The 24,374-nt window shown below is 69.4% G+C and carries 23 protein-coding genes; 12 read left to right on the forward strand and 11 right to left on the reverse strand.

The features are described from left to right. Position 1 precedes the first annotated feature (1 nt). From QSK25_RS00790 to QSK25_RS00800, 3 genes are all read right to left on the reverse strand, one after another. Positions 2–1,408 (reverse strand): family 2B encapsulin nanocompartment shell protein, encoded by a 1,407-nt coding sequence (locus tag QSK25_RS00790; protein WP_285630908.1) that lies wholly within the window; start codon positions 1,406–1,408, stop codon positions 2–4. A 360-nt stretch (positions 1,409–1,768) separates the two neighbouring features. Further along, positions 1,769–2,233 (reverse strand): heme-degrading domain-containing protein, encoded by a 465-nt coding sequence (locus QSK25_RS00795; protein ID WP_285630911.1) that lies wholly within the window; start codon positions 2,231–2,233, stop codon positions 1,769–1,771. Continuing rightward, entirely contained in the window at positions 2,230–3,234 is a 1,005-nt protein-coding gene (locus QSK25_RS00800; protein WP_285630913.1) for a Gfo/Idh/MocA family protein, read from the reverse strand. Before QSK25_RS00800 ends, QSK25_RS00795 begins: the two co-directional genes overlap by 4 nt. 38 nt (positions 3,235–3,272) lie before the next feature. On the opposite strand from QSK25_RS00800, the gene QSK25_RS00805 reads away from it, so the two are divergent. The 5 genes from QSK25_RS00805 to QSK25_RS00825 all read left to right on the forward strand — a co-directional run bounded on the left by QSK25_RS00805 (position 3,273) and on the right by QSK25_RS00825 (position 10,037). Next, positions 3,273–4,247: an ROK family transcriptional regulator gene (locus QSK25_RS00805; protein WP_285630916.1), complete on the forward strand. Its 975-nt coding sequence runs from the start codon at positions 3,273–3,275 to the stop codon at positions 4,245–4,247. Positions 4,248–4,420: 173 nt separating this feature from the next. Continuing rightward, the gene (locus QSK25_RS00810) at positions 4,421–5,212 is read left to right on the forward strand and encodes an AraC family transcriptional regulator (protein WP_285630919.1); all 792 of its coding nucleotides are present in this window, start codon (positions 4,421–4,423) and stop codon (positions 5,210–5,212) included. A 2-nt stretch (positions 5,213–5,214) separates the two neighbouring features. Further along, on the forward strand, positions 5,215–5,613 hold the full coding sequence (locus QSK25_RS00815) for a VOC family protein (RefSeq protein WP_285630922.1): 399 nt from the start codon (positions 5,215–5,217) through the stop codon (positions 5,611–5,613). Between the two features lie 65 nt (positions 5,614–5,678). Further along, positions 5,679–9,077: a S8 family serine peptidase gene (locus tag QSK25_RS00820; RefSeq protein WP_285630925.1), complete on the forward strand. Its 3,399-nt coding sequence runs from the start codon at positions 5,679–5,681 to the stop codon at positions 9,075–9,077. 216 nt (positions 9,078–9,293) lie between these two features. Continuing rightward, positions 9,294–10,037 (forward strand): class I SAM-dependent methyltransferase, encoded by a 744-nt coding sequence (locus QSK25_RS00825; RefSeq protein WP_285632928.1) that lies wholly within the window; start codon positions 9,294–9,296, stop codon positions 10,035–10,037. Positions 10,038–10,067: 30 nt separating this feature from the next. Here the strand turns inward: QSK25_RS00825 and QSK25_RS00830 are convergent, their stop codons facing one another. Together QSK25_RS00830 and QSK25_RS00835 are read right to left on the reverse strand one after the other, a co-directional pair. Continuing rightward, positions 10,068–11,729, reverse strand: coding sequence for a DEAD/DEAH box helicase (locus QSK25_RS00830; protein WP_285630929.1), 1,662 nt, complete (start codon positions 11,727–11,729; stop codon positions 10,068–10,070). A 48-nt stretch (positions 11,730–11,777) separates the two neighbouring features. Continuing rightward, positions 11,778–14,888, reverse strand: a complete 3,111-nt coding sequence (locus QSK25_RS00835; protein ID WP_285630933.1) for a phosphodiester glycosidase family protein — start codon at positions 14,886–14,888, stop codon at positions 11,778–11,780. 23 nt (positions 14,889–14,911) lie between these two features. On the opposite strand from QSK25_RS00835, the gene QSK25_RS00840 reads away from it, so the two are divergent. Beyond that, positions 14,912–15,760: a DODA-type extradiol aromatic ring-opening family dioxygenase gene (locus tag QSK25_RS00840; RefSeq protein ID WP_285630936.1), complete on the forward strand. Its 849-nt coding sequence runs from the start codon at positions 14,912–14,914 to the stop codon at positions 15,758–15,760. On the opposite strand, the gene QSK25_RS00845 is transcribed toward QSK25_RS00840, so the two are convergent. Together QSK25_RS00845 and QSK25_RS00850 are read right to left on the reverse strand one after the other, a co-directional pair. After that, on the reverse strand, positions 15,744–15,995 hold the full coding sequence (locus QSK25_RS00845; RefSeq protein ID WP_285630939.1) for a hypothetical protein: 252 nt from the start codon (positions 15,993–15,995) through the stop codon (positions 15,744–15,746). The genes QSK25_RS00840 and QSK25_RS00845 overlap by 17 nt on opposite strands. Next, complete coding sequence (locus QSK25_RS00850; protein WP_285630942.1) at positions 15,977–16,177, reverse strand: HC3 family zinc finger protein; 201 nt, start codon at positions 16,175–16,177, stop codon at positions 15,977–15,979. Before QSK25_RS00850 ends, QSK25_RS00845 begins: the two co-directional genes overlap by 19 nt. Positions 16,178–16,281: 104 nt before the next feature. On the opposite strand from QSK25_RS00850, the gene QSK25_RS00855 reads away from it, so the two are divergent. Genes QSK25_RS00855 through QSK25_RS00870 form a run of 4 tightly spaced genes read left to right on the forward strand, consistent with a single transcriptional unit; the run spans position 16,282 to position 18,648 of the window. Beyond that, positions 16,282–17,112: a DUF5753 domain-containing protein gene (locus QSK25_RS00855; protein WP_285630945.1), complete on the forward strand. Its 831-nt coding sequence runs from the start codon at positions 16,282–16,284 to the stop codon at positions 17,110–17,112. A 9-nt stretch (positions 17,113–17,121) separates the two neighbouring features. After that, positions 17,122–17,283, forward strand: coding sequence for a DUF397 domain-containing protein (locus QSK25_RS00860; RefSeq protein ID WP_285630948.1), 162 nt, complete (start codon positions 17,122–17,124; stop codon positions 17,281–17,283). 25 nt (positions 17,284–17,308) lie between these two features. Beyond that, a complete protein-coding gene (locus tag QSK25_RS00865) occupies positions 17,309–18,166 on the forward strand; it encodes an ornithine cyclodeaminase family protein (RefSeq protein ID WP_502881791.1) in 858 nt (285 codons plus the stop codon). A gap of 8 nt (positions 18,167–18,174) precedes the next feature. Then, positions 18,175–18,648, forward strand: a complete 474-nt coding sequence (locus tag QSK25_RS00870; RefSeq protein ID WP_285630951.1) for a hypothetical protein — start codon at positions 18,175–18,177, stop codon at positions 18,646–18,648. A 124-nt stretch (positions 18,649–18,772) separates the two neighbouring features. Here the strand turns inward: QSK25_RS00870 and QSK25_RS00875 are convergent, their stop codons facing one another. Both QSK25_RS00875 and QSK25_RS00880 read right to left on the reverse strand, forming a co-directional pair. After that, positions 18,773–19,996: a family 16 glycosylhydrolase gene (locus tag QSK25_RS00875; RefSeq protein ID WP_502881792.1), complete on the reverse strand. Its 1,224-nt coding sequence runs from the start codon at positions 19,994–19,996 to the stop codon at positions 18,773–18,775. Positions 19,997–20,480: 484 nt separating this feature from the next. Beyond that, the gene (locus QSK25_RS00880) at positions 20,481–21,917 is read right to left on the reverse strand and encodes a trypsin-like serine protease (RefSeq protein ID WP_285630954.1); all 1,437 of its coding nucleotides are present in this window, start codon (positions 21,915–21,917) and stop codon (positions 20,481–20,483) included. 134 nt (positions 21,918–22,051) lie between these two features. Here QSK25_RS00880 and QSK25_RS00885 point away from each other — a divergent pair, with 134 nt between their 5' ends. Both QSK25_RS00885 and QSK25_RS00890 read left to right on the forward strand, forming a co-directional pair. Then, entirely contained in the window at positions 22,052–22,615 is a 564-nt protein-coding gene (locus QSK25_RS00885) for a TetR/AcrR family transcriptional regulator (protein ID WP_285630957.1), read from the forward strand. Then, positions 22,612–23,175, forward strand: coding sequence for a hypothetical protein (locus tag QSK25_RS00890; protein WP_285630959.1), 564 nt, complete (start codon positions 22,612–22,614; stop codon positions 23,173–23,175). The genes QSK25_RS00885 and QSK25_RS00890 overlap by 4 nt, the downstream gene beginning before the upstream one ends. Here the strand turns inward: QSK25_RS00890 and QSK25_RS00895 are convergent. Together QSK25_RS00895 and QSK25_RS00900 are read right to left on the reverse strand one after the other, a co-directional pair. Then, positions 23,131–23,553 (reverse strand): nitroreductase family deazaflavin-dependent oxidoreductase, encoded by a 423-nt coding sequence (locus tag QSK25_RS00895; protein WP_285630962.1) that lies wholly within the window; start codon positions 23,551–23,553, stop codon positions 23,131–23,133. The genes QSK25_RS00890 and QSK25_RS00895 overlap by 45 nt on opposite strands. Further along, complete coding sequence (locus tag QSK25_RS00900; RefSeq protein ID WP_285630965.1) at positions 23,554–24,315, reverse strand: helix-turn-helix transcriptional regulator; 762 nt, start codon at positions 24,313–24,315, stop codon at positions 23,554–23,556. It lies immediately after the preceding gene. Positions 24,316–24,374 lie beyond the last annotated feature (59 nt).

A 24,374-nucleotide genomic window follows, 5' to 3' on the forward strand; every position in this document is an offset into this window, starting at 1 on the left:
CTCAGCCCTCGCGACCCAGCTCGACGTGCTCCAGCACACCGATCGCGTCCGGCACCATGATGGCGGCCGAGTAGTAGGCGCTGACCAGGTAGTTGATGATCGCCTGGTCGTTGATGCCCATGAACCGCACCGAGAGGCCCGGCTGGTACTCGTCCGGGATGCCGGTCTGGTGCAGGCCGATGACGCCCTGGTTCTGCTCGCCGGTGCGGATCAGCATCACCGACGACGTGCGGGTGTCGGAGACCGGGATCTTGTTGCACGGCAGCACGGGGATGCCGCGCCACGCCGGCACCTGCTGGCCGTTGAAGTCGATGTGCTGCGGGTACAGGCCGCGCTTGTTGAGCTCACGGCCGAACGCGGCGATCGTGCGCGGGTGCGCGAGGAAGTACCCGGGGTCCTTCCACACGATCGACAGCAGCTCGTCGAAGTCGTCCGGCGTGGGCGGGCCGGACCGGGTGTGGATGCGCTGCTTGAGGTCCGCGTTGTGCAGCAGGCCGAACGACCTGTTGTTGACGATCTCGTGCTCCTGGCGTTCGCGCAGGGCCTCGATCGTGAGCCGCAACTGCTGCTCGACCTGGTCCATCGGGTTGTTGTAGAGGTCCGCGACGCGGCTGTGGACCTGCAGCACCGTCTGCGCGACGCTCAGCTCGTACTCGCGCGGCGAGAGCTCGTAGTCGACGAACGTGCCGGGCAGCACGGGCTCGCCGTCGTGACCGGACGCCATGCCGATCTCGGCCTCGCCGTGCTCGTCCTGCGGCTTGTTGCGGCTGTTGAACGTCTGCTGGATGTGCGCCCTCAGGCCGCCCGCTTCCCCGTTGAGCGCCTGGAAGTCGTCCCACGACAGCGTCAGCACGGTGACCGGGGTGACGGCCTTGGCCGTGTACTCCCACTCGCCCTGCGGTCCCGCGAGGACGGTCTCGCCGAAGTACTGGCCGTCCGCGAGGTTGCCCAGCACGGTCTCGCCGCCGTACTCACCGGTGCCGACCTTGTCGACCTTGCCGTGCGCGATCAGCACGACGGTGTCCTTCGGGCGGCCCTTCTCGACGATGACGTCGCCGATGCCGAACTCCCGCTGGGTGAACCGGCCGGCCAGCGCGGCGAGCACCTCGTCGTCCTCGAACCCCTTGAGCAGGGCCAGTTCGGTGAGCTCCCGCGGCACGACGCGGATCTCCGCGCCGATGTTGGTGAACGAGACGCGGCCATCGCCCAGCGTGTAGGTGAGACGGCGGTTGACGCGGTAAGCACCACCAGCGGCCTGCACCCAGGGCAGCACCTTGAGCAGCCAGCGGGAAGTGATTCCCTGCATCTGCGGGACGGACTTGGTGGTAGTGGCCAGATTTCGTGCGGCGGCCGTGCCCAAACTCAGCTGCTGACGGCCCTCATTGAGGTCAGAATCCGTCACAGTCACAACCGGTACCCACCTATCTCAATGCGCTAATGGACCAATCCGATAAGCCGGAACGGACGTTAGTTCGCGCTGTTGAGAACTGTGAAGGGGCCAAAAAGGCGACATTCGGGTGGGTGGTTTACGCCTGAAGGTGCTACGGAGCGTACAACCACTGCCTCATGCAACGGCGGTTGTATCGGCAGGTGGGTGACTGATCGTTATTCTTGCGAGGATGGAATCGGGCACTCGTTTGGCCCAGTAAGATCACTCTTTCGTGCGCATTGTGGCGGCTGGTGCTGATGTTATGAGAACACCACTTCGAGTGGGCTGAAATCCACTCGAAGTGGTGGGTCCTATTTGTACCAACGACTATTCGAGTTATTACGCGTCGCGCGAGTTCAGGAACGATTCCAGCTCGGCGACGACGAACGCGTGGTCCTCCGCCTGGGGGAGTCCGGAGACCCCGACGGTGCCGACGGGTCCCGTTCCACGAAGGATGACGGGAAACACACCGCCGTGCGCGGCGTACAGATCCGGGTCGAGCCGCGACTCCGCCTCGAACGTCGTCCCCTTCTCCCGGAACGTCTCGCCGACGTAGAACGAGCTGTGGCCGAACAGCTCGACGACACGGGCCTTGCGCTCGAGCCACCTGTCGTTGTTCGGCGCGGTGCCGGGCAGTGCGGCGTGGAAGAGCCGATGTCCGTTGCGCTGCACCGAGATCGCGACGGGCAACCCCTGCGCGCGAGCGGCGTCGAGCAGGTGCAGCCCGAGTTCGATCGCGACGTCGTTGCCGAACCGGTCGAACTGGAGCCGGCGCTCCTGGGTGAGGAGTTCTTCGGAGTTCACAGCTCTACCACCTCGTTCTCGCGTGCGGACAGGAATGCGGCCTCGATGACCTTCAACGCGGCGACGGCGCCGGCGGGGTCGACGGGAACCCGCCCGGCCTGGATCTCGGCGTAGAACTGCTGGTACGCACCGGGTTCCACGGCGACCTCGACCGTCTCGTCGAGTACCCCGAGCCGTCCGGTGCGGTCCTCCCGCCCCCAGTCCCGCCCCGGCCTGCGCCCGGCGGCGAGCGCGTCCTCCTGCTCGTCGAGCCCGTCGATCTCGAACGCCCCCTCGCTGCCGAGCACCCGGAACCGCGGCCCGTGGTTCGCCGCGTGCGCACTGGCCCACAGGTGTGAGCGCACGCCGTTCTCGTGCGTCAACGCGACGAACACGTCGTCGTCGACCTGTGCGTTGGGCCGCCGCCTGTCGAGTTCCGCGTACACCGTCCTGACCGGGCCGAACAACTGCACCGCCTGGTCGACGAGGTGCGCGCCGAGGTCGTACAGCAACCCGCCCGCCTCCGCGGGATCACCGAACTCGCGCCAGTTGTCCCAGATCTCCGGCACCCACCGCTCGAACCGCGACTCGAACCGCCGGACCTCACCCAGTTGCGCGGTGACCTTGCGAAGGGTCAGGAAGTCGCTGTCCCACCGCCGGTTCTGGAACACGGTGAGCGGCACGTTCGCTGCCCGGGCGGTCGTGATGAGCTCCGCGGCCTCGGCCGACGAAGGCGCGAACGGCTTGTCCACCACCACCGCGACACCCTTGGCGATCGCCCGCTTCGCGTACTCGACGTGCGTCCGGTTGGGCGTGGCCACGACGACCAGGTCGAGGTCCAGGTCGAACAGCTCGTCGGCGGTGACGATCTTCGCGTCCGGGTGCGCCGCCCGGGCCTGCGCCTGCCGCTCCGGGTTCGCCGTGACGATCGCGACGAGGTCCATGCCCTCGGTCGAGGTGATGAGCGGGGCGTGGAAGACCCGCCCCGCGATGCCGTAGCCCAGAAGTCCGACCCTAGTCATGCTTCCGATTAAAGCAACGCTGTTTAATAATTGCGACCGTGGACCTCACCTCGCTGCGTTCGCACAACGACCGGACCGTGCTCCGCCTGGTCCGTGCAGGTGTCCTGAGCAGGGCTTCCATCGCCGAGCAGGCAGGCCTGACCCCGCAGGCGGTCTCGAAGATCGTGGCGAGGCTCATCTCGGCGGGCCTGCTGGAGGAGACCGGCCCCGTCCGCGCCGGCACCAGGGGCAAGCCCCGCCGCTCCCTGCAACTCGCCGCCGACGGCGCGCACGCCTATGGCGCCTACGTGGACCGCGACGAACTTCGACTGGTCCAGCTCGACCTGACCGGCGAGGTCGTGTCGTCGACCGTCGCGCCACTGCCGCCGATGTTCACCCCGGACGACGTGCTGTCCACCCTGGAGCCGCTGATCGCCCCGGACGACAAGGTGCTGGGACTCGGCATCGGCATAGCCGGTCCGCTCGACTTCCGCGACGGCGTCGTGTCCCCGAACGGCCTGCCGGGCTGGTCCGCCGTCCCCCTGCGCGCGCTGGCGGCGGAACGCCTGGGCCTGCCCGTCGTGGTCGACAAGGACACCAACTGCGCGGTGCTCGCCGAGGCGTGGCGACGCCCGTTGCAGGACGCGGCCCTCGTGTTCGTGGGCACCGGTCTGGGCGTGGGCCTGTTCCTCGGAGGAGAGGTGCACCGAGGCGCACGGTCAGGCGCCGGCGAGTTCGGCCACACGACCATTCAACTCGACGGCCCGCTGTGCGTCTGCGGGCGGCGAGGCTGCATCGAGGCGGTGCACGCGGCCGCCACGGGCGTCGACGCGGCGCGGGTGATCGCGGCCGCCGTGACGAACCTGGTGCAACTGCTCGACCTCGACCAGATCGTCCTGAGTGGACGGAAGGTGCTCGCGTCGCCCGACCTCTACCTGCGGGCGATGCCGGACGTGGAGGTGAGCGTGACGGAACTCGGTGCCGACCTGGTGCCGGTGGGCGCAGGCCTGCTGGTGCTGGGGGAGTTGTTCTAGTGGTGTGGCCCGGAACGTTGCCGGGGGAATTCGCGGTCAGACGGGTGCGTCGTGGTGCCGCCCCCACGTCCTCGTACTGGTGGTACGGGGGCGTGGGGGCGGTGCCGCGAGGCGCCCTGCTGGGCGTGGATCACCTCGCCAACGCTCCGAGACGCGCCACTAGCATCGGGAGCGTGGACGTCGAGCACGTCATCGGCCTGCCGCACCCGCGGCTGAGACCGTTCGTCACGCGCTACTCCGGGTACCGGATGCACACGGCCCCCGGCGTGCATCGCGGCCTGCCCTCCCGCTCCCTGACGCTGGTCATCACGCTGGACGGCACGGTCGACCTGCCGGAGGGCCGGTTCGCCACGCTGTGCGGCGGGCTGCACGACGAGGCCGTCCTCATCACGCACGACGGGTTCCAGCACGGCGTGCAGTGCGACCTCACGCCGCTGGGCCTGCGCGCGTTGTTCGGGATGCCTGCCGGGGAGTTGAGCGCGACCACCGTGGGGCTCGACGCCCTCGACGCGCCCGTCTGCCTGCGGGAACGGGTGCAGGACGCGCCCACGTGGCTCGACCGGTTCGCGCTGCTCGACGAGCTGTTCGGCGCCCTGGTCCGGCCGGTGAAGCAGCAGGTCGAGGTGGCCTGGGCGTGGCAACGCCTGGCCGCGGGCGCCGCGGTGGCCGAGATCGCCGCCGAAGTCGGCTGGAGCAGGCAGCACCTGAGCGCGCGGTTCGCCGCCGAGTACGGCCTGACCCCCAAGGTCATGGCGAGGGTGATGCGCTTCGAGAACGCCAACCGGATGCTGCGCGGCGAACGCCGCCCCACCCTGACCGAGGTGGCGGCGGCCTGCGGCTACACGGACCAGGCCCACTTCAACCGGGACTGGCGCGCCCTCTGCGGCGCGACCCCGACGGAGTGGATCGCCGCCGAGCTTCCATTCGTACAAGGCAGCGAGCGCGGCCAGGCCTCACAGTGGTGACCATGAGCACACCACCACCCACCTGCTGGCCCACACTGTCCTATCAGGACGCTCCCGGGGCGATCCGCTTCCTGGTCGAGGCGTTCGGTTTCGAGGAACACCTCGTGGTTCCGGGCGAGGCCGACGGCGAGGTCGTGCACTGCGAGCTGGTCTGGCCGGAGGGCGGCGGGGTCATGCTCGGGTCCGCCGTGCGGTCGGTCGGCGAGGTCGAGGCGACGAAGGCCGGGCAGGCCTCGGTCTACGTCGTCACCGATCGACCGGACGAACTCCACGCCAAGGCCTTGGCGAACGGCGCACGGGAGATCCGCGGGCTGCGGGACGAGGACTACGGGTCGCGCGGGTTCACGGTCGCCGATCCCGAGGGCAATCGCTGGAGCTTCGGCACCTATCGCGGAGCGTGAGGCAACCTTCACGCGCTGTTCGCAGTCTCCCTGGGTGGAGAGGTTCACATCCCAGGGGAGGACACGTGCGCCTTGCACGATGTTTGGTGATCGCCGCGGTCGCCGCCGGACTGGTCGGTCCGGTGACGGCCGCGCAGGCGGAACCGCCGAGAGCTCAGCAGACCTCGACCATCACGTTGATCAGCGGCGACAAGGTCGTGGTCGGCGAACGAGGGGAGCTCGTCCGGGTCGAGGGCCGGCCGGGCATGTCGTTCGCCCGGTACGTGCGCGACGGTCACCAGTTCGTGGTGCCGGCGGACGCGGTCGACGCGGTGGGGCAGGATCGCGTCGACCAGCGCTTCTTCGACGTCACGGCGTTGCACTCGTACGGCTACACCGACGACAAGATCGACCGGATCCCGTTGCTCGCCAACGGGTCCGTCAAGAAGCAGGAGGCCGCCCGGCAGTGGAGCGGCCGCGCGCACGCGTCGCGGGCCGGGAAGTTGTGGCTCGACGGCAAGTCGAGGATCTCGCTGACCGAGAGCGTGCCGATGGTCGGCGGGCCGGCGGCGTGGCAGGCGGGGTTCGACGGCGGCGGCGTCACGGTCGCGGTGCTCGACACCGGCTACGACCAGCAACACCCCGAGCTGCAAGGCGTGGTCAGCGTGGCCAAGGACTTCACGCCCGCCGGCATCCAGGACGACGTCGGGCACGGCACGCACGTCGCGGCCACGATCGCGGGCCGCGGCAGCCGGCACGTCGGGGTCGCGAAGGGCGCGAACCTCGCCGTGGGGCGGGTCTGCGAGGCCGACTGGTGCCTCGACAGCGCGGTGATCGCCGGCATGGAGTGGGCGGCGCGCGAGGTCAAGGCCAAGGTCGTCAACCTGTCGCTGGGCGGTGACCAGTCCGACGGCACCGACCCGTTGTCGGTGAAGCTCAACGAACTCACGGCCGAGACCGGCACGTTGTTCGTGGTGGCGGCGGGCAACTACGGGACGTTCCGCAAGGTGTCGTCGCCCGCGTCGGCGGACGCGGCGCTGGCCGTCGCGAACCTCACCAAGGCCGGTGCGGTCAACGAGCTGTCGTCACGCGGGCCGCGGTGGAACGACTTCGCGGTCAAGCCGGACATCGCCGCTCCCGGCACGGACATCGTGGCCGCACGGGCCAAGGGAACCTACCCGGAGCACGCGGTCGACGAGTTCCACGCGCGACTGTCCGGCACGTCGATGGCCTCGCCGCACGTGGCCGGCGCCGCGGCGGTGCTGGCGCAGCGCCATCCGCAGTGGCGGGCCGCCGAGCTGAAGGCGCAGCTCATGGCGACGGTCAAGCCGGTCGCGGACAGCCCGGTGAACGTCGGCACGGGTCTGCTCGACGTCGGGCGCGCGGCCACCCAGAACGTCCGCGCGGACGTCGGCAGCCTGTCGTTCGGGCTGGTGGAGTGGCCGCACACCACCACGATCACGAAGACGATCACCTACACGAACTCGGGTGCGCAGCCGATCCCGCTCGCTCTGCAGCACGACCTGGGAGCGAACTTCACCGTGCCCGCGTCGGTGACGGTGCCCGCGGCGGGCAGCGTGGCGGTCGACGTCGTGCTGGACCCGCGCAAGGGGCTCGGCACGTTCTTCGGGCACGTCCAAGCGAGTGGCGACGGTGTTTCGCTCACCACGTCCGTCGGCGCGTACGTGCAGGAGGAACGGCACGAGCTGAAGGTCTCGATGACCGGCCGCGACGGCAAGCCCGTGCCGGACGAGTTCGTCGTCGTCGTGAACATGACGACGAAGGAAGCCTCGGTGCTGTCCATCGCCGGCGGCGTCGGGTCGGTGAAGCTGCCGGTCGCCGACTACGCCGTGCTCGGCCGCATCGACGAGCGCACCCCGAACCACGACTGGTTCGCGCCGGTGTCCGTGACCGATCTGGCGGGCCGCGTCTCGCTCACGCAGTCGGTGTCGGTCGACCTCGATGCCAGGCAGGGCAAGCGGTCCAGCGTGGAGTTGCCGGAACGCGACTCCGTCGTCTGGTACCGCGACACGGACCTGCGGGTGCCGTTCACGCCGGGCAAGATCAGCGGCGTCACGAGCATCCTGGACGGCCGGGTTCCCGTGTACACCCTGATGTTCGGTGGTCCGCTGCCCGAGCTGACCTACGTCGACGGCCTCAAGGGCGGCCAGCCGCTGATCTCCGTCGTCGACGGGTTCCCGGTGCGCTACTACGACGGCAGCGGGTTCCTGAAGCCCGGCGACCACCGGCTCGACGTGGCCGAACGCGGCGGTGACGTGCGCGGCAAGCTCGCGTTCGTCCGCCAGGCCGGTGAAGATCCCTACCTGGTGGCGCAGGAGATGAAGGACGCCGGAGCGGTCGCCGTGCTGTGGACGGGACCGGTGCCGTTCGCCCTCGAACCGCAGACCGCGATCCCCGTGATCGCGGTCCCGGAACACCACGTGACCACCGTGCCCGCGCAGCTCACGCTGCGGGCGATCGCGGGGTCGCCGGTCTCCTACACGTTGCTGCTGCAGGACGAGGGGAAGCTGCCGTCCGGCGTCCGGAAGATCCGGCACGTGGACCTCGGCGAGGTCAAGGCCCGCTACCACACGTCCGGCGCGGACGGCCTGGTCGGCCAGCGCAACTACCCGGTGGTCGACGGCGTGCTCGACCTGAGCATGGTGCTCGACGAGGACCTCTTCGCCCCAACGCAACGCACGGAGTACTTCACCGCCGGAAACGGGGTGAGCTGGTACCAGGAGGGGTTCGACGGACGCATGTTCGGTGCGGGCGACGACCAGAGCGCCACGTCGTGGGCCGACCTCGCCCCGGTGCGGTTCCAGCCGGGACGCAAGTACGAGAAGTCGAACCTGCGCGCGGTGACGTCGCCACGGCTCGGTGGCGCGTGGCAGGTGACGTGGGCGGACGGCGGCGGCGTCACGCGGTCCGGCGACCAGATCACCACGAAGATCTCGCCGTTCGGCGGTTCCGGCTGGGTGGAGAACTGGCACCGCGGCGGCTGGGCGTGGCTGGAGCTCAAGCACAACGGCGTCACCCGGGGCTACGCCGACGGCCGGCAGGGCACGCTGCCCGCACCGGCACGTGACGGCCGGTACCAGCTGGTGCTGGAGGGCGAACGCGACCGGCTCGCGCTGTCGACCGCGATTCGCACCGAGTGGGACTTCGCCGGTTCCGCCGACGGCCGCCTGCCGTTGCTGGAGGTCGACTACGCGGTGCCGGTCGACCTGCGCAACAGCTGGAAGGCCGGGGTGCCGATGCCGGTGAAGTTCAGCGCGGCCCGCCAGTCCGGCGCGGGCAAGGCGTCCGTGCGCTCGTTGCAGGCGTACGCCTCGTTCGACGACGGCGTCACGTGGACCCCGGTGAAGTCACTGATACCCGCGGGTGGTCAGGCGGGCGGCTTCGTGTCGTTGCGCGTGGTCGCCACGGACTCCGACGGCAACAAGGTCGACCAGACCGTGAAGAGGGCCTATCGGTTGCGTTAGTTCCCTCTAGCGGGTGACAACCTCGTTGTAGGCCGAACGGTCGTGCTTGTGTTGCGTCTTAGGGCGTAACCGCACGGCCGTTCGGTCGTTGTAAACCCCTGCGGCACCTGCCCTGCCGAGCGCGAGACGAACCAGGGACGCGGCGTCTCAGCGCCCAGGGCAGGTGCCGCCATTCTCAGTGGCTCGTTCTCCGTCTTTGTGGTGGCATTCGTGCTCGTGGGGACTTTCGAGGCGCTGGTGGCTGAGGGCGAGTCCGTGCCGCTGGACGGCTGGGACTTCTCGTGGTTCGAGGGACGCGCCACCGAGGAACGCCCGCCGTGGGGCTACGCGAACCGGATCGCCGAACGCCTGGGAGCGGTCTCATCAGCGCTGGACCTGCAGACCGGCGGGGGAGAGGTGACGGCCTCGGCACCCGTGCTGCCGCCGCTGATGGCCGCCACGGAGTCGTGGCCTCCCAACGCTCTCGTGGCGGCGCGGAACCTGCCGTTCGTGGTGCGGGCACCGGACGACGGGCCGTTGCCGTTCCGCGACGCGACCTTCGACCTGGTGATCTCACGCCATCCCGTGGTGACGCCGTGGGCGGAGATCGCGCGGGTGCTGAAGCCGGGCGGGACCTACTTCTCGCAGCAGATCGGGGCCGGCACGAACCGGGAGCTCACCGACTTCATGATGGGCCCGCAGCCGGTGAACCCCGTGCGGTCGACGGCGGTGGCGCGCGCGGAGGCGGAGGCGACCGGGCTGGAGGTGCTGCGACTGGAGCCGGTGTCGCTGCGGGTGGCGTTCTTCGACGTGGGCGCGGTCGTGCACTTCCTGCGCAAGGTGCTGTGGACCGTGCCGGGGTTCACGGTGGAGGCGTACCGCGACCGGCTGCGCGAGATGCACGAGCACATCGAGGAGCACGGCGAGTTCGTGTCGACGTCGGAACGTTTCCTCGTCGAAGCGCGAAAGACCCCCTCCTGAGGTGAGAGGGGGCCTCGTCGCGTTCGTGGACTAGCGGGGCTGGCGCTCCCGGCGGATCGTCACGCGCTTGCCCTTGATCGTGGCGTCGCGCAGCTGGTCGATCACGTCGTTCGCGGCCGGGCCGGGCACCTCGACCAGCGAGAACCGGTCGGCGATCTCGATCGCGCCGATGTCGCGGCCCTTGAGCTGCGTCTCGCCGGTGATGGCGCCGACGATGTCCTGCGGGCGGATGCCCGACGAGCGGCCGGCGCCCAGGAACAGGCGCGTCATGCCCTCGGACGGCCCGCGGCGCTCGCGACGCGGGCCGGACGGGGCACCGTCGCGGCGCGGGCGGTCCTCGCGCGGGCGGACCTCCGGGATCTCCTCCTCGTCGGCCGCGGCACCGGACGCCTCGTGGGCGAGCTTGACGGCGGCGAGGGCGATCTCCATGACGTCGAACTCGTCGGCGAGCGTCTCGACGACGACGCGGAAGCGCGACAGGTCGTCCTCGAGCAGCGACTCGTGCAGTGACGAGCGGGTCAGCTCCAGCTGGCGGGCGCGCAGGTCGGCGACCGTCGGGACCTTCTCGACCGGGATCTTGGTCTTGGTGACGCGCTCGATCGTCTTGAGCATCGAGTTCTCGCGCGGCTCGACCAGGGTGATCGCGACGCCCTCGCGGCCCGCGCGGCCGACGCGGCCGATGCGGTGCGTGTAGGCCTCGGGCGCGGACGGCACGTTGTAGTTCACGACGTGCGTGAGCTGCTCGATGTCGAGGCCGCGGGCGGCGACGTCGGTGGCGACGAGCAGGTCGGCCGTGCCGGAACGCAGGCGCGACATGACGCGGTCGCGCTGCTCCTGGCTGATGCCGCCGTGCAGCGACTCGGCGCGGTAGCCGCGGCCGTTCAGGGTCTCGGTGAGCTGGTCGACCTCGTCGCGGGTGCGGCAGAAGACGACGGCGGCCGTGGGCGACTCGACGTCCAGCACGCGGCCGAGGGCGGCGGGCTTGTGCTCGCGGCGCACCAGGTACGCGGTCTGCCGCACGCGCGGCGCCTCGCCCGGCTCGGTCTTCTCGCGCTCGATCTGGATGAGCGTGGGGTTGCGCAGGTGGCTCTTGGCCATGCGGTCGATGCGCGGCGGCATCGTCGCCGAGAACAGCACGGTCTGCCGTTCGGCCGGCGTCTCGGTGAGGATCGCGTCGATGTCCTCCGCGAAGCCCATGTCGAGCATCTCGTCGGCCTCGTCGAGCACGACGACCTGCAGGTCGCCGAGCTGCAACGTGCCGCGCTGGAGGTGGTCGATGGCGCGGCCCGGGGTCGCGACCACCACGTCGACGCCGCGGGACAGCTCGCGCAGCTGACGGCCGATCGGCTGGCCGCCGTAGATCGGCAGGACGCGGGTGCCCATGTGGCGGCCGTAGCGGTGCACCGCCTCGGACACCTGGACGGCGAGTTCACGGGTCGGGGCGAGCACGAGGGCGAGCGGCTTCTCGCCCTTGCCGATGCGGTCGGCGATGCGTTCGAGCAGCGGCAGCGCGAACGCCGCCGTCTTGCCGGTGCCGGTGGCCGCCTGGCCCAGCAGGTCGTTGCCCGCGAGCAGGGGCGGGATCGCTTCGCTCTGGATCGGCGTCGGCTCCTCGTAGCCCAGCGTGGTGAGTGCGTTGAGGATGTCGGAGCGCAGCCCCAGGTCGGCGAAACCGTTGTCGGCGGTGGTCATGGGGAGTATCTTCCCCCACCGCCTCACATCGCACTCACTCAGACCAGCTCAGGCGGTGTTCCGCGCCTCCACGCGGACGTCCGCGCGGGCCGTCACGCCGTTGACCGTGACCGAGATCTTCGCCTGACCAGGCCTGATCCCGGTGAGGACGCCGCTGTCCGGTTCGAGCCAAGCGACGTGCCACGGCCTGATCCCGGCCTTGCCGCCCACGTGCAATCCACGTGACCCTTCCCACACCGCGCCCATCGGATAACGGACCGGGATCTGCCTCGAACCCTGTTTCACCGTCGCCGCAACCGTTTCCGCGCCACCCGCCGGCAGCGTGGACGGAGCCGTGACCTGGAGCGCGTCCACGTGCGGCCGGATCTCGGCTCGGATGCCGTTCCCGGTGACGCCGACGAGCGTCCAGCCGGTGAACCCGCCCGCCTCCGAGGGTGCCTTGCCGGAGTTGCCGTTGATCACCTGCGCGACGCCGTCCACTGTGGACGCGAAGAACCCTCCCACGTGGCCTGCGATGAACGCCGTGGGTTCGTCTCGTTCGGACATCAGCCTCACGAGGTGGTCTGCCTCCATGCGGTCCGCGAGCTGGCTCGTGCGCGCGGGCGTGGGATCGAGCGGAGGGTGGTGCATCATCACGACGGCCTGGCCCTCGGCCGTGGCGAGTGCGGTGTGGAGCATCTCCACCTGCTCGATGCCGCCGCCCCTGAGCGTTCCGGTCGACGAGTCCAGCAACACGAACCTCGTGCCCTTGTGGTCGAACGTGCGGTACGTCGCGCCGAACTCGCGGCGGAAGTTGTCGATCGTGCCCGGCCCCATGACCTCGTGGTTGCCCGGCACGTAGTACCAGGGGAGGTCGCCGAGCTCCTCGGTGAGGGTCCTGCGCGCGAGCTTCAGGTCCTCGGGTGACGCCTCGTCGACCAGGTCGCCGTTGATCACCACGAACTCCGCGCCCGAACGTGTGACCTCTCGCAGCGTGCGCCGGGCGGACCGGACGAGGTCGCTGTCGGGGTTCCGCGCCACGAACTGCGCGTCGGACATGACCGCGAACGTCCAGCCCTCCGCCTGACCGACGTGGTCCTCGCGCAGCTCCTCGGCCGGAGGCAGGGTGACGTCCGGCGGCACCTGCGCGGTGATGTCGTCGACGATCACCTCGCCGGTGTAGGAGCGGTCCGCCTTGGTCTCGATCACGGTGAACCTCGTGACCCGGACCGGGAACCTCAGCTCGGGCGGGACGGCGACCTCGATCCGCTGCCAGCCGTCCCAGGTGACGTGGGGGCCGTAGAGCGACCGCGACCGTCCTGTCGAGTCGGTGACGGTGAACGCGGTCCACTCGCCGTTGCCCGCGCCGTGCACCCAGGCGGCGAGGGACAGGGGTTGCCCGCCGGCCTGGAGCGGGCGCGGCGGGACGGCGTACGCGGTGCGGGTGCCGGTGGACTTCGTGAAGTCGTAGCTCAGCCTGAGGCCCTCGCCGGTGTGGCCCCGGGTCTCCGGTTCGGCCCTGCCGGTCGCGCGGGCCGACCCGAACGTCCACTGTGGAGCATCGGTGAAGTCGGCGATCAGCTGGTCGTGCACGCCGACCGTGACGGCGATCTGCGTCTCCTCGCCCCGGGCGCGTGCCTTGATCGTGGTGGCGCCGGTGGCCAGGGCCCTGACCTGGAGGTCCGGGGTGACCTCCACGATCCTGCGGTCGTAGCTGAGGTCCAGGTCGGCGCGTTCGATCGGCGCTGTGAAACCCCTGCGGTCGAAGCCGTTGATGCGCAAAGGTTTGCGCTCGTCCTTTGCGAGGCTGATCCGGGCCTCCTCCGGAGAGAGGCGGGTGAGTTCGCCGAGGACGGTGAGGTGCTGCTGCTTCGCGGTGAGGCCGCGGAACGCCGTGAACGTCGCGGGTCCGGGGTGAGGAGAGGCGTGGAAGGTGTCACCGATGGCCCACCCGTTCGTGGCGCGCGAGACGTGCTCGCCCGGTGCCGGTCCGAACGTCTCGTCGTGGCCGCGGACGGTCATCCGGCGCGTCATGCCGGGGAAGACGCGGGTGCTCGCGGTGCTGACGTCGAACCCGGCGAGCCTCCCGCTGCCGGCGCGGGCGTAGAGCGCGAGGCCGTTGGGGACCGGGCGTTCGCCGCCCTCCGACGGGGTGTTCACGAGCGTGAGCGCGGTGGTGCCGGGGTCACGGGCGAGCATGGTCGACGAGCCGCCGCCGTCGAGGTTGAGGGCGTGGTGCGCGCCGAGTCCGATCATGGCGTCGGCGAGGTCACGCAGGTCGAGCCCCTGCAGGTAGGGGCTCTGTCGTCCGTCGACGGTCAGCATCTGCATCTTCCTGCCGTCCGCTGAGAACCCGACGGCGGTGCGGGGGTGCAGCGGTTCGGCGGGGGCGACGTTCCTGCCGTTCTCGACGAGCAGCTGGCGCCCGCCGATGGCGGTTTTCGGTTCGCTGCCGTCGCTGGTGCGGTTCTTGTAGCTGACCTCGACCCTGTCACCTGGTTTGAGGGCCTTGAGGACGTCCGCGCCCTCGTCCCGGCCGACCAGCGCGTAGCCCTTGATCGGTGTGTCGCTCGGGCTGCCGACCGTGCGGACCACATCGTCTTCGACGATGACCTCGGCCGTGTTGGACGCACCTTGGGTGGCGCGCGCTCTGCTGTACGTGCCCCACAACGGGTTGAAGACGCCGATGCCGTCCACGTCGATCTTCGCGCTGTTGAGCTGCGTCACCTTGTGCGTGCCGTTGAGCGTGCCTTCGAAGAAGGTCTCCATCACGCTGCCGATGCCTGCCGCGTCGATGCCGACGGCACGGCCGTTGCCCGACTTCCGCAGCCGCCCGTCCTGGACGCCGACGCCTTCCGGCGCGTTGCTGTTGTCGATGTCGAAGAAGTCGCCGTTGATCGCCGCGACCGCCTCGGGTGCCTGCTGCGACAGGGGAGCGGCCCGCGTGACGGTGCCGGGGTCGACGTACCCGACCCGGACCTGCGCGAGGTCGACGCTCAGCGCGTCACCCCGGACCCACCCGTCCGGCTCGTACCAGTCGAACGAGGTGAGCGTGACGCTCGGCGCGACCGGTCTCTCGGTGCGCGCGGTCTCGATGCGTCTGGCGACGTCGGCGTGAGCGGGGGCAACGGGTGCCAGGAGGGCGGCGGTGATGATCACCGCAAGTGCACGTCTCGTCACGCCCCGGAACCTAGACTGGCCCGGTGAAGAACCGCCTGACGGTCTGCGCCTCGCACCTCGTCACCCTGCCGGGCGCACCGCACGGCCCGGTGCGTTCGGCGATCGCCACGGCTCGTGACGCCGTGAGCGCGTTCGACCCGGACCTGGTCGTCTTCTTCGGCACCGACCACCGCCGTGCGTTCCGCACGGTCGTCCCGACGTTCGCCGTGGTGCTGTCCGCCACCGCCCAAGGCGACGTCGCAGGACCGGTCGGCTCCTACGACGTGCCTTCTTCTTCGGGCCGCGCGCTGGTCGCCGACCTGGTGGCGCACGAGTTCGACGTGGCCACGGCCTACGAGGCAGCCCTGGACCACGCCTTCGGCCACACCGCCCGCGACCTGCTCGGCACGATCACGGCCAAGCCGGTCCTGCCGATCTTCGTCAACTGCGCCTCCCCGCCCCACGCGACGTTCCGCCGCGCCGCGTCGCTGGGCCGGCGGGTGGGCGAGTTCTTCGCGGACCGGCGAGTGCTCTACGTCGGCTCCGGCGGCCTGGCTCACGACCTGCCGGGGTTCCGCGAACCCGAAACCGGCGTGGTGCTCACGGAGGAGGAGCGCCAAGCCTGGATCAAGGACGTCAACGAACGCGCACGCCGCGAAGGCACCGTGCGCGCGTTGGTGCGCAAGTGGGACGAGGAGTTCCTCGACGGCATCGGCGGCACCTCCTGGGACTGGCTCGACTCGATCGGGGCCGACCTGGTGGAGCGCGGGGGGAACGGTGCCGCCGAGTGCCTGACGTGGACGGCCGCGTGGGCCGCGGGCGGGCGGCCGCTGCGGACGCTGGCGCACGAGTTCGACACCAGCGGCCGCGCGGTCGTCATGTCTCAGGCGTGACGTCGATCGTCGAGAGTTCGTCCGCCTCCGCGTGGTAGAGGCGGCCGAGGTCGATGAGCAGCGTGCCGAGTTCGCGGTAGTGCGCGGCCCGTTCCGGGTCGGGAAGCAGGCCGCAGGTGCGCAGCATGTTCTGGGCGAGGAGTTCTCCGAACTGTGGATAACTCTTCACCACCTCACGCGAAAGGCGTTGAAGAGAAGTCCTCAGCAGGTCCTCGGTCAGGATTTCCGCGGCCACGGCAGGATCCCCTCGGTCTCACGCCAGATGCTGTCGCAGTCCCAGCACGTCGGCCATGTGTTCTTTTCTTTCCATAGGCTCCGCTGCTGCGGCACATAAGGGGTGCCGCACAGCGTATCGCCAGGTAGCTCGCGCGGGATGGCGTGCCGTCGCCCTTCTTGAGGCGTCCATTGGAATCTCACGTTAATTAGTGTCCGTCTTGGAGGTCTTCCAAGCGAACGCCCTTTTGGGTTATGTTGGCTTCAAATGTTCTGAAGCGGGTGAGAATGGGTCTACGGTCCTCGCCATGCCAAAAAGATACTCGACCGCGCGGGGTCGTGAGTTCGGTGACGGGCTGCGCGCGGCCATCGCCGCGACGGGAATGACGGCGCGCGCCATCGCTGAGATCGTGGATTGGAACGAGGCCAAGGTCTCGGACGCCGCCAACGGCAAAGGAGGCATCACCGAGCTCGAGCTCGCCCTGTTGCTCGGGGCCTGCCGGACGCCGTCGGCGGAGCGGGTGCACCTGCACAAGCTCTTCAACGCCACCGGGGTCAGGGGGTGGCTGCAGGAGCACGGCGCGGTCGAGCCGATCACGCCGAGGACGCTGGTCGAACACGAGGCCAAGGCCAAGACGCTCGTGAGCTGGTTGCCGCTGCTGGTGCACGGCATGTTGCAGACACCCGACTACGCGCGTGCGGTGATCGCGGCGAACGCCAACGTGCCCGCGGCAGAGGTGGAGGCGCGCGTCGCTGCTCGGGTGGAGCGGAAGGAGGCGCTCCGGTCACGCATGTCGGCGACCTTCTACATCCACGAATCCGTGCTCAGGACGCCGGTCGGTGGAGAAGAGGTCATGCGTGCTCAGTTGCGGCACCTGGAAAAGGTGTCGGAACGGCCGCACGTGGTCGTCAGGGTCGTGCCGACGTCGATCGGGGCGCACGCGGGCCACGCCGGTGGCTTCAACCTGCTGAAGTTCGACAAGATCGAGCCGGTCGTCTTCGTGGAGAGCGAGAACGCCACCCTGATCATCGAGGCGGCGTCGGCCATCAAGAGCTACGACAAGGTGGTCGAATCACTCGGTCGGACGGCGTTGGACGCGGAACAATCCAGGAGGCTGATCAAAGACATCGTCGGTTAGGAGACCTTGATGGCCGAGTGGCGCAAGAGCAGCTACAGCGCTAATGCGAGTGAGTGCGTGGAGATCGCCACCGGCATCGGGATCCGGGACAGCAAGGCGACCGCCGTCCACGTCGAGGTGGGGGCGGCCGCCTGGTCCTCGTTCCTCGGCACCGTCAAGCGATCGGGCTGACGCCCAGGTCGATACGATCCGGGGCATGACGATGCCCGCCGCGATCGAAGCCGTCAGAGAAGCGTTCGCCGGGCTGGCCGCGGAGGAGTTCGACCTGCCGCCGCGGCAGACGTTCGCGGACAGCCGGTCGCTCGTCATGGCGGTGCACCACCGGCCGACGCGGTCGACGGCGGTCAAGGTGGTCAGCATCGAGGTCGAACGCGATCCGGTCATCACGGGCACGGTCGTGTACTCGCACCCGGACGGGCAGTTCGTGACGGACGCGGTGCCGCTCACGACGTTGCGGACCGGCGCGGTGGTCGGGGTGGCGACGGATCTGCTGGCCGACGAGGACGCGTCGCACCTCGCGTTGCTGGGAGCCGGGGCGCAGGCCGCCGATCAGGTGCGGGCGGTGCACGCGGTGCGGCCGTTGAAGAAGCTCGTCGTGTTCAACCGGAACGTCAAGAAGGCCGAGGCGTTGCTGGAAAGTCTCAAGGACGAGCTGCCGGACACCGTGGTGGACGTGGCGGCCACGCCGGCCGAAGCGGTGCGGGACGCGGACGTCGTGTGTTGCGCGACGGCGTCCACGGTGCCGTTGTTCGGGTGCGACGATCTGAAGGACCGCGTGCACGTCAACGCGATCGGGTCGTACCGGCCGGTGATGCGGGAGCTGCCGGAGGAGTTGCTCGCCACCGCCGGAGTCGTGGTGGTCGACCAGGTCGAGGCGGCGCTGAGCGAGGCCGGGGAGATCATCCGGGCGGTGCGCAGCGGTGTGCTGCGGCTGGAGTCGCTCGTCGAACTCGGTGCGGCGCTGGGGAATCCGCCGTTGCGGGAGGGCCGCACGGTGTTCAAGTCCGTCGGCGTCGCGGTCCAGGACTGGGCCGTCGCGCGGCTGCTGGCCTAGGGGGCAGGGTGTTCGGCTGGAAGAAGCTGAGGAAGAAGCTCGACGGCCTGTTCGACCTCAATGATCTGAACGAGGTGGTGGAAGGGCTCAGACCCGATCTGAGCCGGGGGTCGCTCGGCGTCGGGCCCGCCTTCCCGGGCGTTGCCGCGAACCCGGCCATGAGCAGTGACGCGCAGAAGCGCAGCGCGGAACTGCGCACCGGAGAGCTCGCGCTCGGCGTTCTCGTCGACTGGCGGGAGGTCAACAGCAACCCACGCGTGGTCCTGATGCTCGACGTGGAGACCGTCGACGGCATCTCGTTCCGCGGCATCGCGGACGAAGCCCTCACCATCACCGAGCTCACCCGGCTCGCCCCAGGGCAGACGGTGCCCGTGCGCTACCGGCCGGCCGTCATGGACCACTGCGTCGCCCTCGCCCGGGACGTGGATCCCGCCCGTGTGCGGCAACTCGCTGACGAGATCGCGAGCCGCAGGCGGGCCTGAAGCCTTGGCGTGGTGGCGTGGAACCAAAAGAGCGCTGGACGTGAACCCATCCGCCGCGGGGGTTCACGTCCAGCGCCTGTGAACCTTCCTGTCAGGCCATGCGCAACCCGTCAGGAAGAGCTCGTCAGACCTGCCACTTCTGGCTGGCCACGCCGAGGCATTCCCAGATGTGCGTTCTCGTGCCGTCCGCCGAGGAACCTCCCACGGCGTCCAGGCACTTGTTCGCCTGCGGGTTCACGATGTCGTTCGCTCCGGAGACCACCCATTGCTGGGCTGGGCTTCCGTTGCAGTCCCAGAGCTGGACCACCGTGCCGTTGCCGGTGCCGCCGCCGTTGACGTCGAGGCACTTGCCCAGCGCGCGGATCGTGCCGTCACCGGGACGGCTCCACTTCTGGGCGGCGTTGCCGTTGCAGCCGACGATCTGGATGGGCGTGCCGTTGGCCGTGTTGGCCCAGGGCACGTCGAGGCACTTGCCTGCGATGCCGCGGATCTCCGAACCGCCGCCGGTGGGAGGCGGGGAGTCGTTGGAGACGCGGACCCAGTCGATCACGAGCTGCTGCGGGAACGTCGTGCTGGCGTCCGGGTAACCCGGCCACTCACCACCGACCGCGAGGTTGATGATGATGAAGAAGGGCTTGTTGAACACCCACGGGTTGCCGTTGACGTCGGTCGGCGTGTTGCGGGCGTAGACGTTGCCGTCCACCGACCACGTGATCTCGCCCGGCTTCCAGTCAACCGCGAAGTTGTGGAACCCGTCCGAGAAGTTCGGGCCGTTGTAGGCGTGGGACTTGCCGCCCGCGCCCGAGTAACCGGGGCCGTGGATGGTGCCGTACACGGTGTTCGTCTGGTGTCCCAGGAACTCCATGATGTCGATCTCGCCGGAACCCGGCCACGGGTTGCCGCTGTTGATGTCAGCGCCGAGCATCCAGAACGCGGGCCAGATTCCCTTGCCGCGCGGCATCTTCATGCGCGCTTCGAACCGGCCGTAGGTCTGGGTGAACTTGCCCGCGGTGTTGATGCGCGCGGACGTGTACTGACACCTGCCGTACCAGCAGTTGTAGTTGCCGGGGTTCTCGCGCTTGGCCGTGATGACCAGGTTGCCCTGGCCGTCGTGGGCCGCGTTCGAGGTACCCGCCTGGTACCACTGGTGTTCCTTGTTGTTGCCGTTGTTGTTGCCCACTTCCATTTGCCACTTGCTGCCGTCGACACCGGTGCCGGCGGGAGCGTTGAACTCGTCGGCCCAGGTCACCGCCGCGTTGGCAGGGGGAGCTTGGCTGGTGGTGGCGACGGTGATCCCTGCGGCCACCATCAAGGCAGCGGCAAGGGCCGTCCCGATGCGTCGATGCATCGAACCGACCTTTCCGGGTGTTTAGTTGTGCGCCCAGTGGTTCGGAAGTGTTGTCATGCCGTGACTCTCGGTCAACGTGTAAACCTTTTCAGATTCTGGGCAGATGAGAGCGCTCTCAAGAGATCAAGCCTTCTGCCTGGGGTTGTTTGGGTGCAGATCGGCTTGGTGGTGGTTGTCCCGGTTCTGGCGGGTGCGGGGTTCCGTCACCGGTGCGGTGCTCGTGCGGACCTGGACGAGCTTGGGTTTCGTCATCGCCGCCGGCGTTGACAGGGATCGGGCCGGGCTGGGTGCGTACGTCGTCGACACCGCTTGCTCGGAGCCCGGAGGTGGGGACGCCTCGTCTTCGGCATTGCGCGCGGGTCGTGGCCGGCTCGGCTGCGCCGCCGAGGCCCGTGCTCGTTCGGCCCGGCGCGCAGCAGCCGAGCGCTCAGTCGCCTGGCGCCCGGCTGCTGTCCGGGCTCTGTCGAGCCCCTTGCGCGGTGGGTCAGCCGTTCGGCGTCGTGATCACGTTGAACACCGAGCCGCCGCTCGCCTGGCGGGCGCTGAGGTCCTCGAGGATGGTCGAGAGCGGGGAGTAGTTGTTGAGTTCGCCCAGCTGGCAGGCGCCGCTGCGGGCCTGCTGGCTGCCGTTGAGGATGCCGAGCCCCGCCTTGGTGATCTGGCTGAACAGCGGGCTGCCGCTGTCACCGTTGCGGGCGCAGATGTCGGTGTTGATGCCGACGTCGGTGGACAGGACCCGGCCGCACCGGGTGCCCACGAGGTAGCCCTCGCCGGCGCCGCTGTCGTAGGAGTCCGGGTAGTTCACCGCGCTGGAACCGGATCCGCTGGCGCAGACGATCGCGCCGGGCAGGATCTGGGCGAGCGGGGTGACCGAGGTGATCTCCTGGTTCTGCGAGGTCGCCTGGGGGCCGCACGGGGTGTCGGCGTTGCTGTCCAGGCCGCCGTTGCGGCAGTACTTGAGGACGGTGTTGCGGTTGGTCTGGCCCTCCAGCCAGGTGGTGGCGGTGGCCGCGTCCACGTACCGCAGGGCGGCGTAGTCGTAGGGGTAGGAGTTCTTCTCGATGCCGTGCTGGTTCAGGACCACCTGGCGGTTGTGCTCGGTCGGCACGTTGTTGGTCTTGGTGGCCATGCAGTGGCCCGCGGTGAGGACCCACGGGACGCCAGGGAAGGCACCGCCCGTCGTGCGCAGGTTGAACGCGCTGGTGCAGCCGCCGGTGGTGCCGTTGTCACGCCTCATGTCCAGGCGCAGGCCGCCGCGCATGGGGCCGTAGTTCGTGCAGTACAACGGGTGGCAGAAGCCCCAGTCGACCGGGTCGGCCGAGTACGGGGTGGGCTCCTTGAGCGTGCGCGCCGAGACCACGGCCGGGTCGGCGTTGAGCGCGCTCATCTCCTGGGCCCGGGCGGTCGCGCCGGGCTTCTTGAGCCAGGAGCGTTCCCAGACGACCACGCGGTTCTCGGTCTGGCTGACGGCCGGGAGGTAGACCGACTCGGCGCCCGCGCCGACCTGCTGCGCGATGCGGTCGTGGGTGGCCTTCAGGGTGGCCAGGGAGTTCTTCACCGTGCGGACGTTGACGTTCGCGCGGTCGGAGAGGGCGGCGATCTGGCGCTGTGCCGCGGCCGGCCTCGTCATCGCCACGACGAGCTTGCCACCCGCCTCCTGGTCGATCCACATGCCGCCGTACTCGGCGGCGGCGTCCTTCTTCAGCGTCGCTTCGAGTGCGGCGGCGTCGTTCTGGAGCTGGAGTCTCCGTAACGCCTCGCGCTCGCTGACCTTGTAGGTCGCTTTCAGGTAGTCGATCGACTCGCGGACCGAGTCCGCGTCGATCGTGATGGTCGGGCCGGCGTTGGCCGGTGCAGCCGTGACGGTCGACGCGAACAACAGGCTCGCGGTCACCGCCCCCAGGATCTTGGCTACTCGCAATGGGATCTCCTTGCCGATGTGAATGACTCGTCCTTCATAGCCGCGAACCGGGGCCGTCCGCCCACGTCTTCGCAAGATCTCTACGCAGTCTCCACACTTGACGTTGCAAGGCTAAGGGCATTAGCTTTTGAGCTATGAACGTTCGCCAACGGCTCAGTCCCGCCAGGGTCGTGGACGCCGCGCTGGAACTGGTCGACGAGCAGGGCGTGGAAGCGCTCACGCTCGCGGCCGTCGCCGCGAAGACCGGTGTTGCCACGCCCTCGCTGTACAAGCACGTCGCGAGCCTCGGCGAGTTGCGGGGGCTGCTCGGCGTGCGGGTGCTGGAGGAGATGACCGAACGGTTCACGAGCGCGGTCATCGGCCGTGCGGGCGACGACGCCGTGGCGGCGCTCATGCACGCGTATCGCGCGTACGTCCGCGAGCATCCAAAGCGTTACGCCGCAATGCCCATGGATCCGTTGCACGACGAACTGCAGCGGGCAGCGGGCGTGAAGTTGATGGAGGTCATGCTCGCCACGCTGCGGAGCTACGGCATGGAGGGCTCCCAGGCCGTTCACGCCACGCGGCGGTTGCGGGTGATCGTGCACGGCTTCGCGTCGATCGAGTCCAGCGGCGGTTTCGGTCTGCCGGAAGGACTCGACGACACCTACGACCAGCTCGTCCGGATGTACCTCGACGATCTCAGGGGGCAATCGTGAAGTGGACGCTGACCGCCGCGGGTGTGCTATTCCTGCTCTACCCGGCGTCGAGACCGTGGCACGACGAGACGACGGCGGCCGGTGCGGCGGCCTCGATGGGGTCGACCGCCTGGGTGCTGTCGCACCTGTTCGCGATGATCGGGTTCATCCTGGTGCCGATCGCGGTGCTGGAGGTCCACCGGACGGCCGCGATCACGTTCTGGGTCGGCGCCGGGCTCACGCTGCCGTACTACGGTGCGGAGGACTTCGGCCTGCACGCCGTCGCACAGCAGCCGAACGTGCTCGAACTCGCCGAGGCGGTGCGCTACAACCCGTTCGCCGTCACGACTTTCGGCGTCGGGCTGGTCACCATGGGCGTCGCGGCCGTCATGGTCGCGCTGAAGCTGCGGACACCGTCGGCGATCGTGTTCGCGGCCGGCTTCGCGTTGTTCCTGCCGCAGTTCTTCACGCCGCCCGCGGTGAGGATCGCGCACGGCGTCCTCATGATCGCGGGCTGCGTGTGGCTGGCGTGGGCCTCAGCGCGCCGTGAGGCGGAAGACCCGCAGCTCGCGGCCGCCTGATTTCGCCACGTAGTCCTGGAACGCCGGGTAGGCCGCGACCATCGTCGTCCAGGCGGCCTCCCGGTCGGCGCCTTCGAGCAGCGTCGCGCGCACGGCACGCACGTCGCCGCCCACGTTGACCTGGATGTCCGGGTTCTTCAGCAGGTTCGCCGTCCACGCCGGGTGGTGCGGCTTGCCCCAGTTCGACCCCACGACCAGCATCGAGTCACCGTCGGCCACGTACTGGACCTGGTTCTCGCGCTTCTCACCGCTGCGAGCGCCGGTGGTGATCAGCGTCAGGCCCTTCTGCTTCGACATCGACATGATGGTGAACTTGCCGCCGGTCAGCCTGTAGAGCAGCCGATCGGTCCCGACCACGGCCTTCTCCATCAACGACATTCAGAGCGCTCCCGTCGACCTCGCCGCGTGGACGGCGGCGGTTCTGTTGTGCACCCCCAGCTTGCGCATCGCGCCCCGGAGGTAGGCCTTGACGGTTTCGGTGCTCAACCCGAGTTCCGCGGCGATCTCGCGGTTGGACGCACCGACCGCGGCCAGCCGCAGCGTATCGAGTTCGCGCGGGGTCAGTCCGGACGGGACGCTCACCGGTGGCTCGCCGCCGAGGTTCTGGTGGACCTTGCGAAGTCGTTCGCGCAGCACGGGATCGCCGACGAGCTTGGCGACCTCGGCCAGCTCGCGCAACGCCGCCTGCGTGTGAATGGAAGGCATGTCCAGGTCCTGTGCGAATCCCTGCGCGATGGCGCCGGCCATCCTGATGGCCCGATCACCCACGGTGGTCTGCCCGCGGACGGCGCCGTAGAGGACACCGGTCACGGTCCCGCGGACCGTCACCGGGTAGGCGAACACCGATGTGAGGCGTTCGTTCACGACCACCATCTGGTCGAACTCGTGGGTGATCGCGCGGGTCGAGGCGTAGTCGTTGACGCGCACGGCGGTGCCCATCGCGATGGCCGTGCCACCGAGGCCGCGGCCCGTGCCGACGCGCAGGCCGTGCAACGACGTGCCGTGCGTGCCCTGGAAGCTGCTGAGCAACAGCTCGTGGCCGGGCGTCACCGCACCGCCGAACACGACGGGCAGCCCGGTGGCACGGCGGAGCATGTCCAGGCGCTGCGGCAGCAGTGCCTGGAAGCGGTCTGGCAGCACGTTCAGCAGTTTCGCCGACGACAGCACCCTCGAAAAGGGGTGCACCCCCGATCGGGGGT

This window comes from Lentzea sp. NBRC 102530 (genome assembly GCF_030269365.1).
Classification (GTDB): Bacteria; Actinomycetota; Actinomycetes; order Mycobacteriales; family Pseudonocardiaceae; genus Lentzea.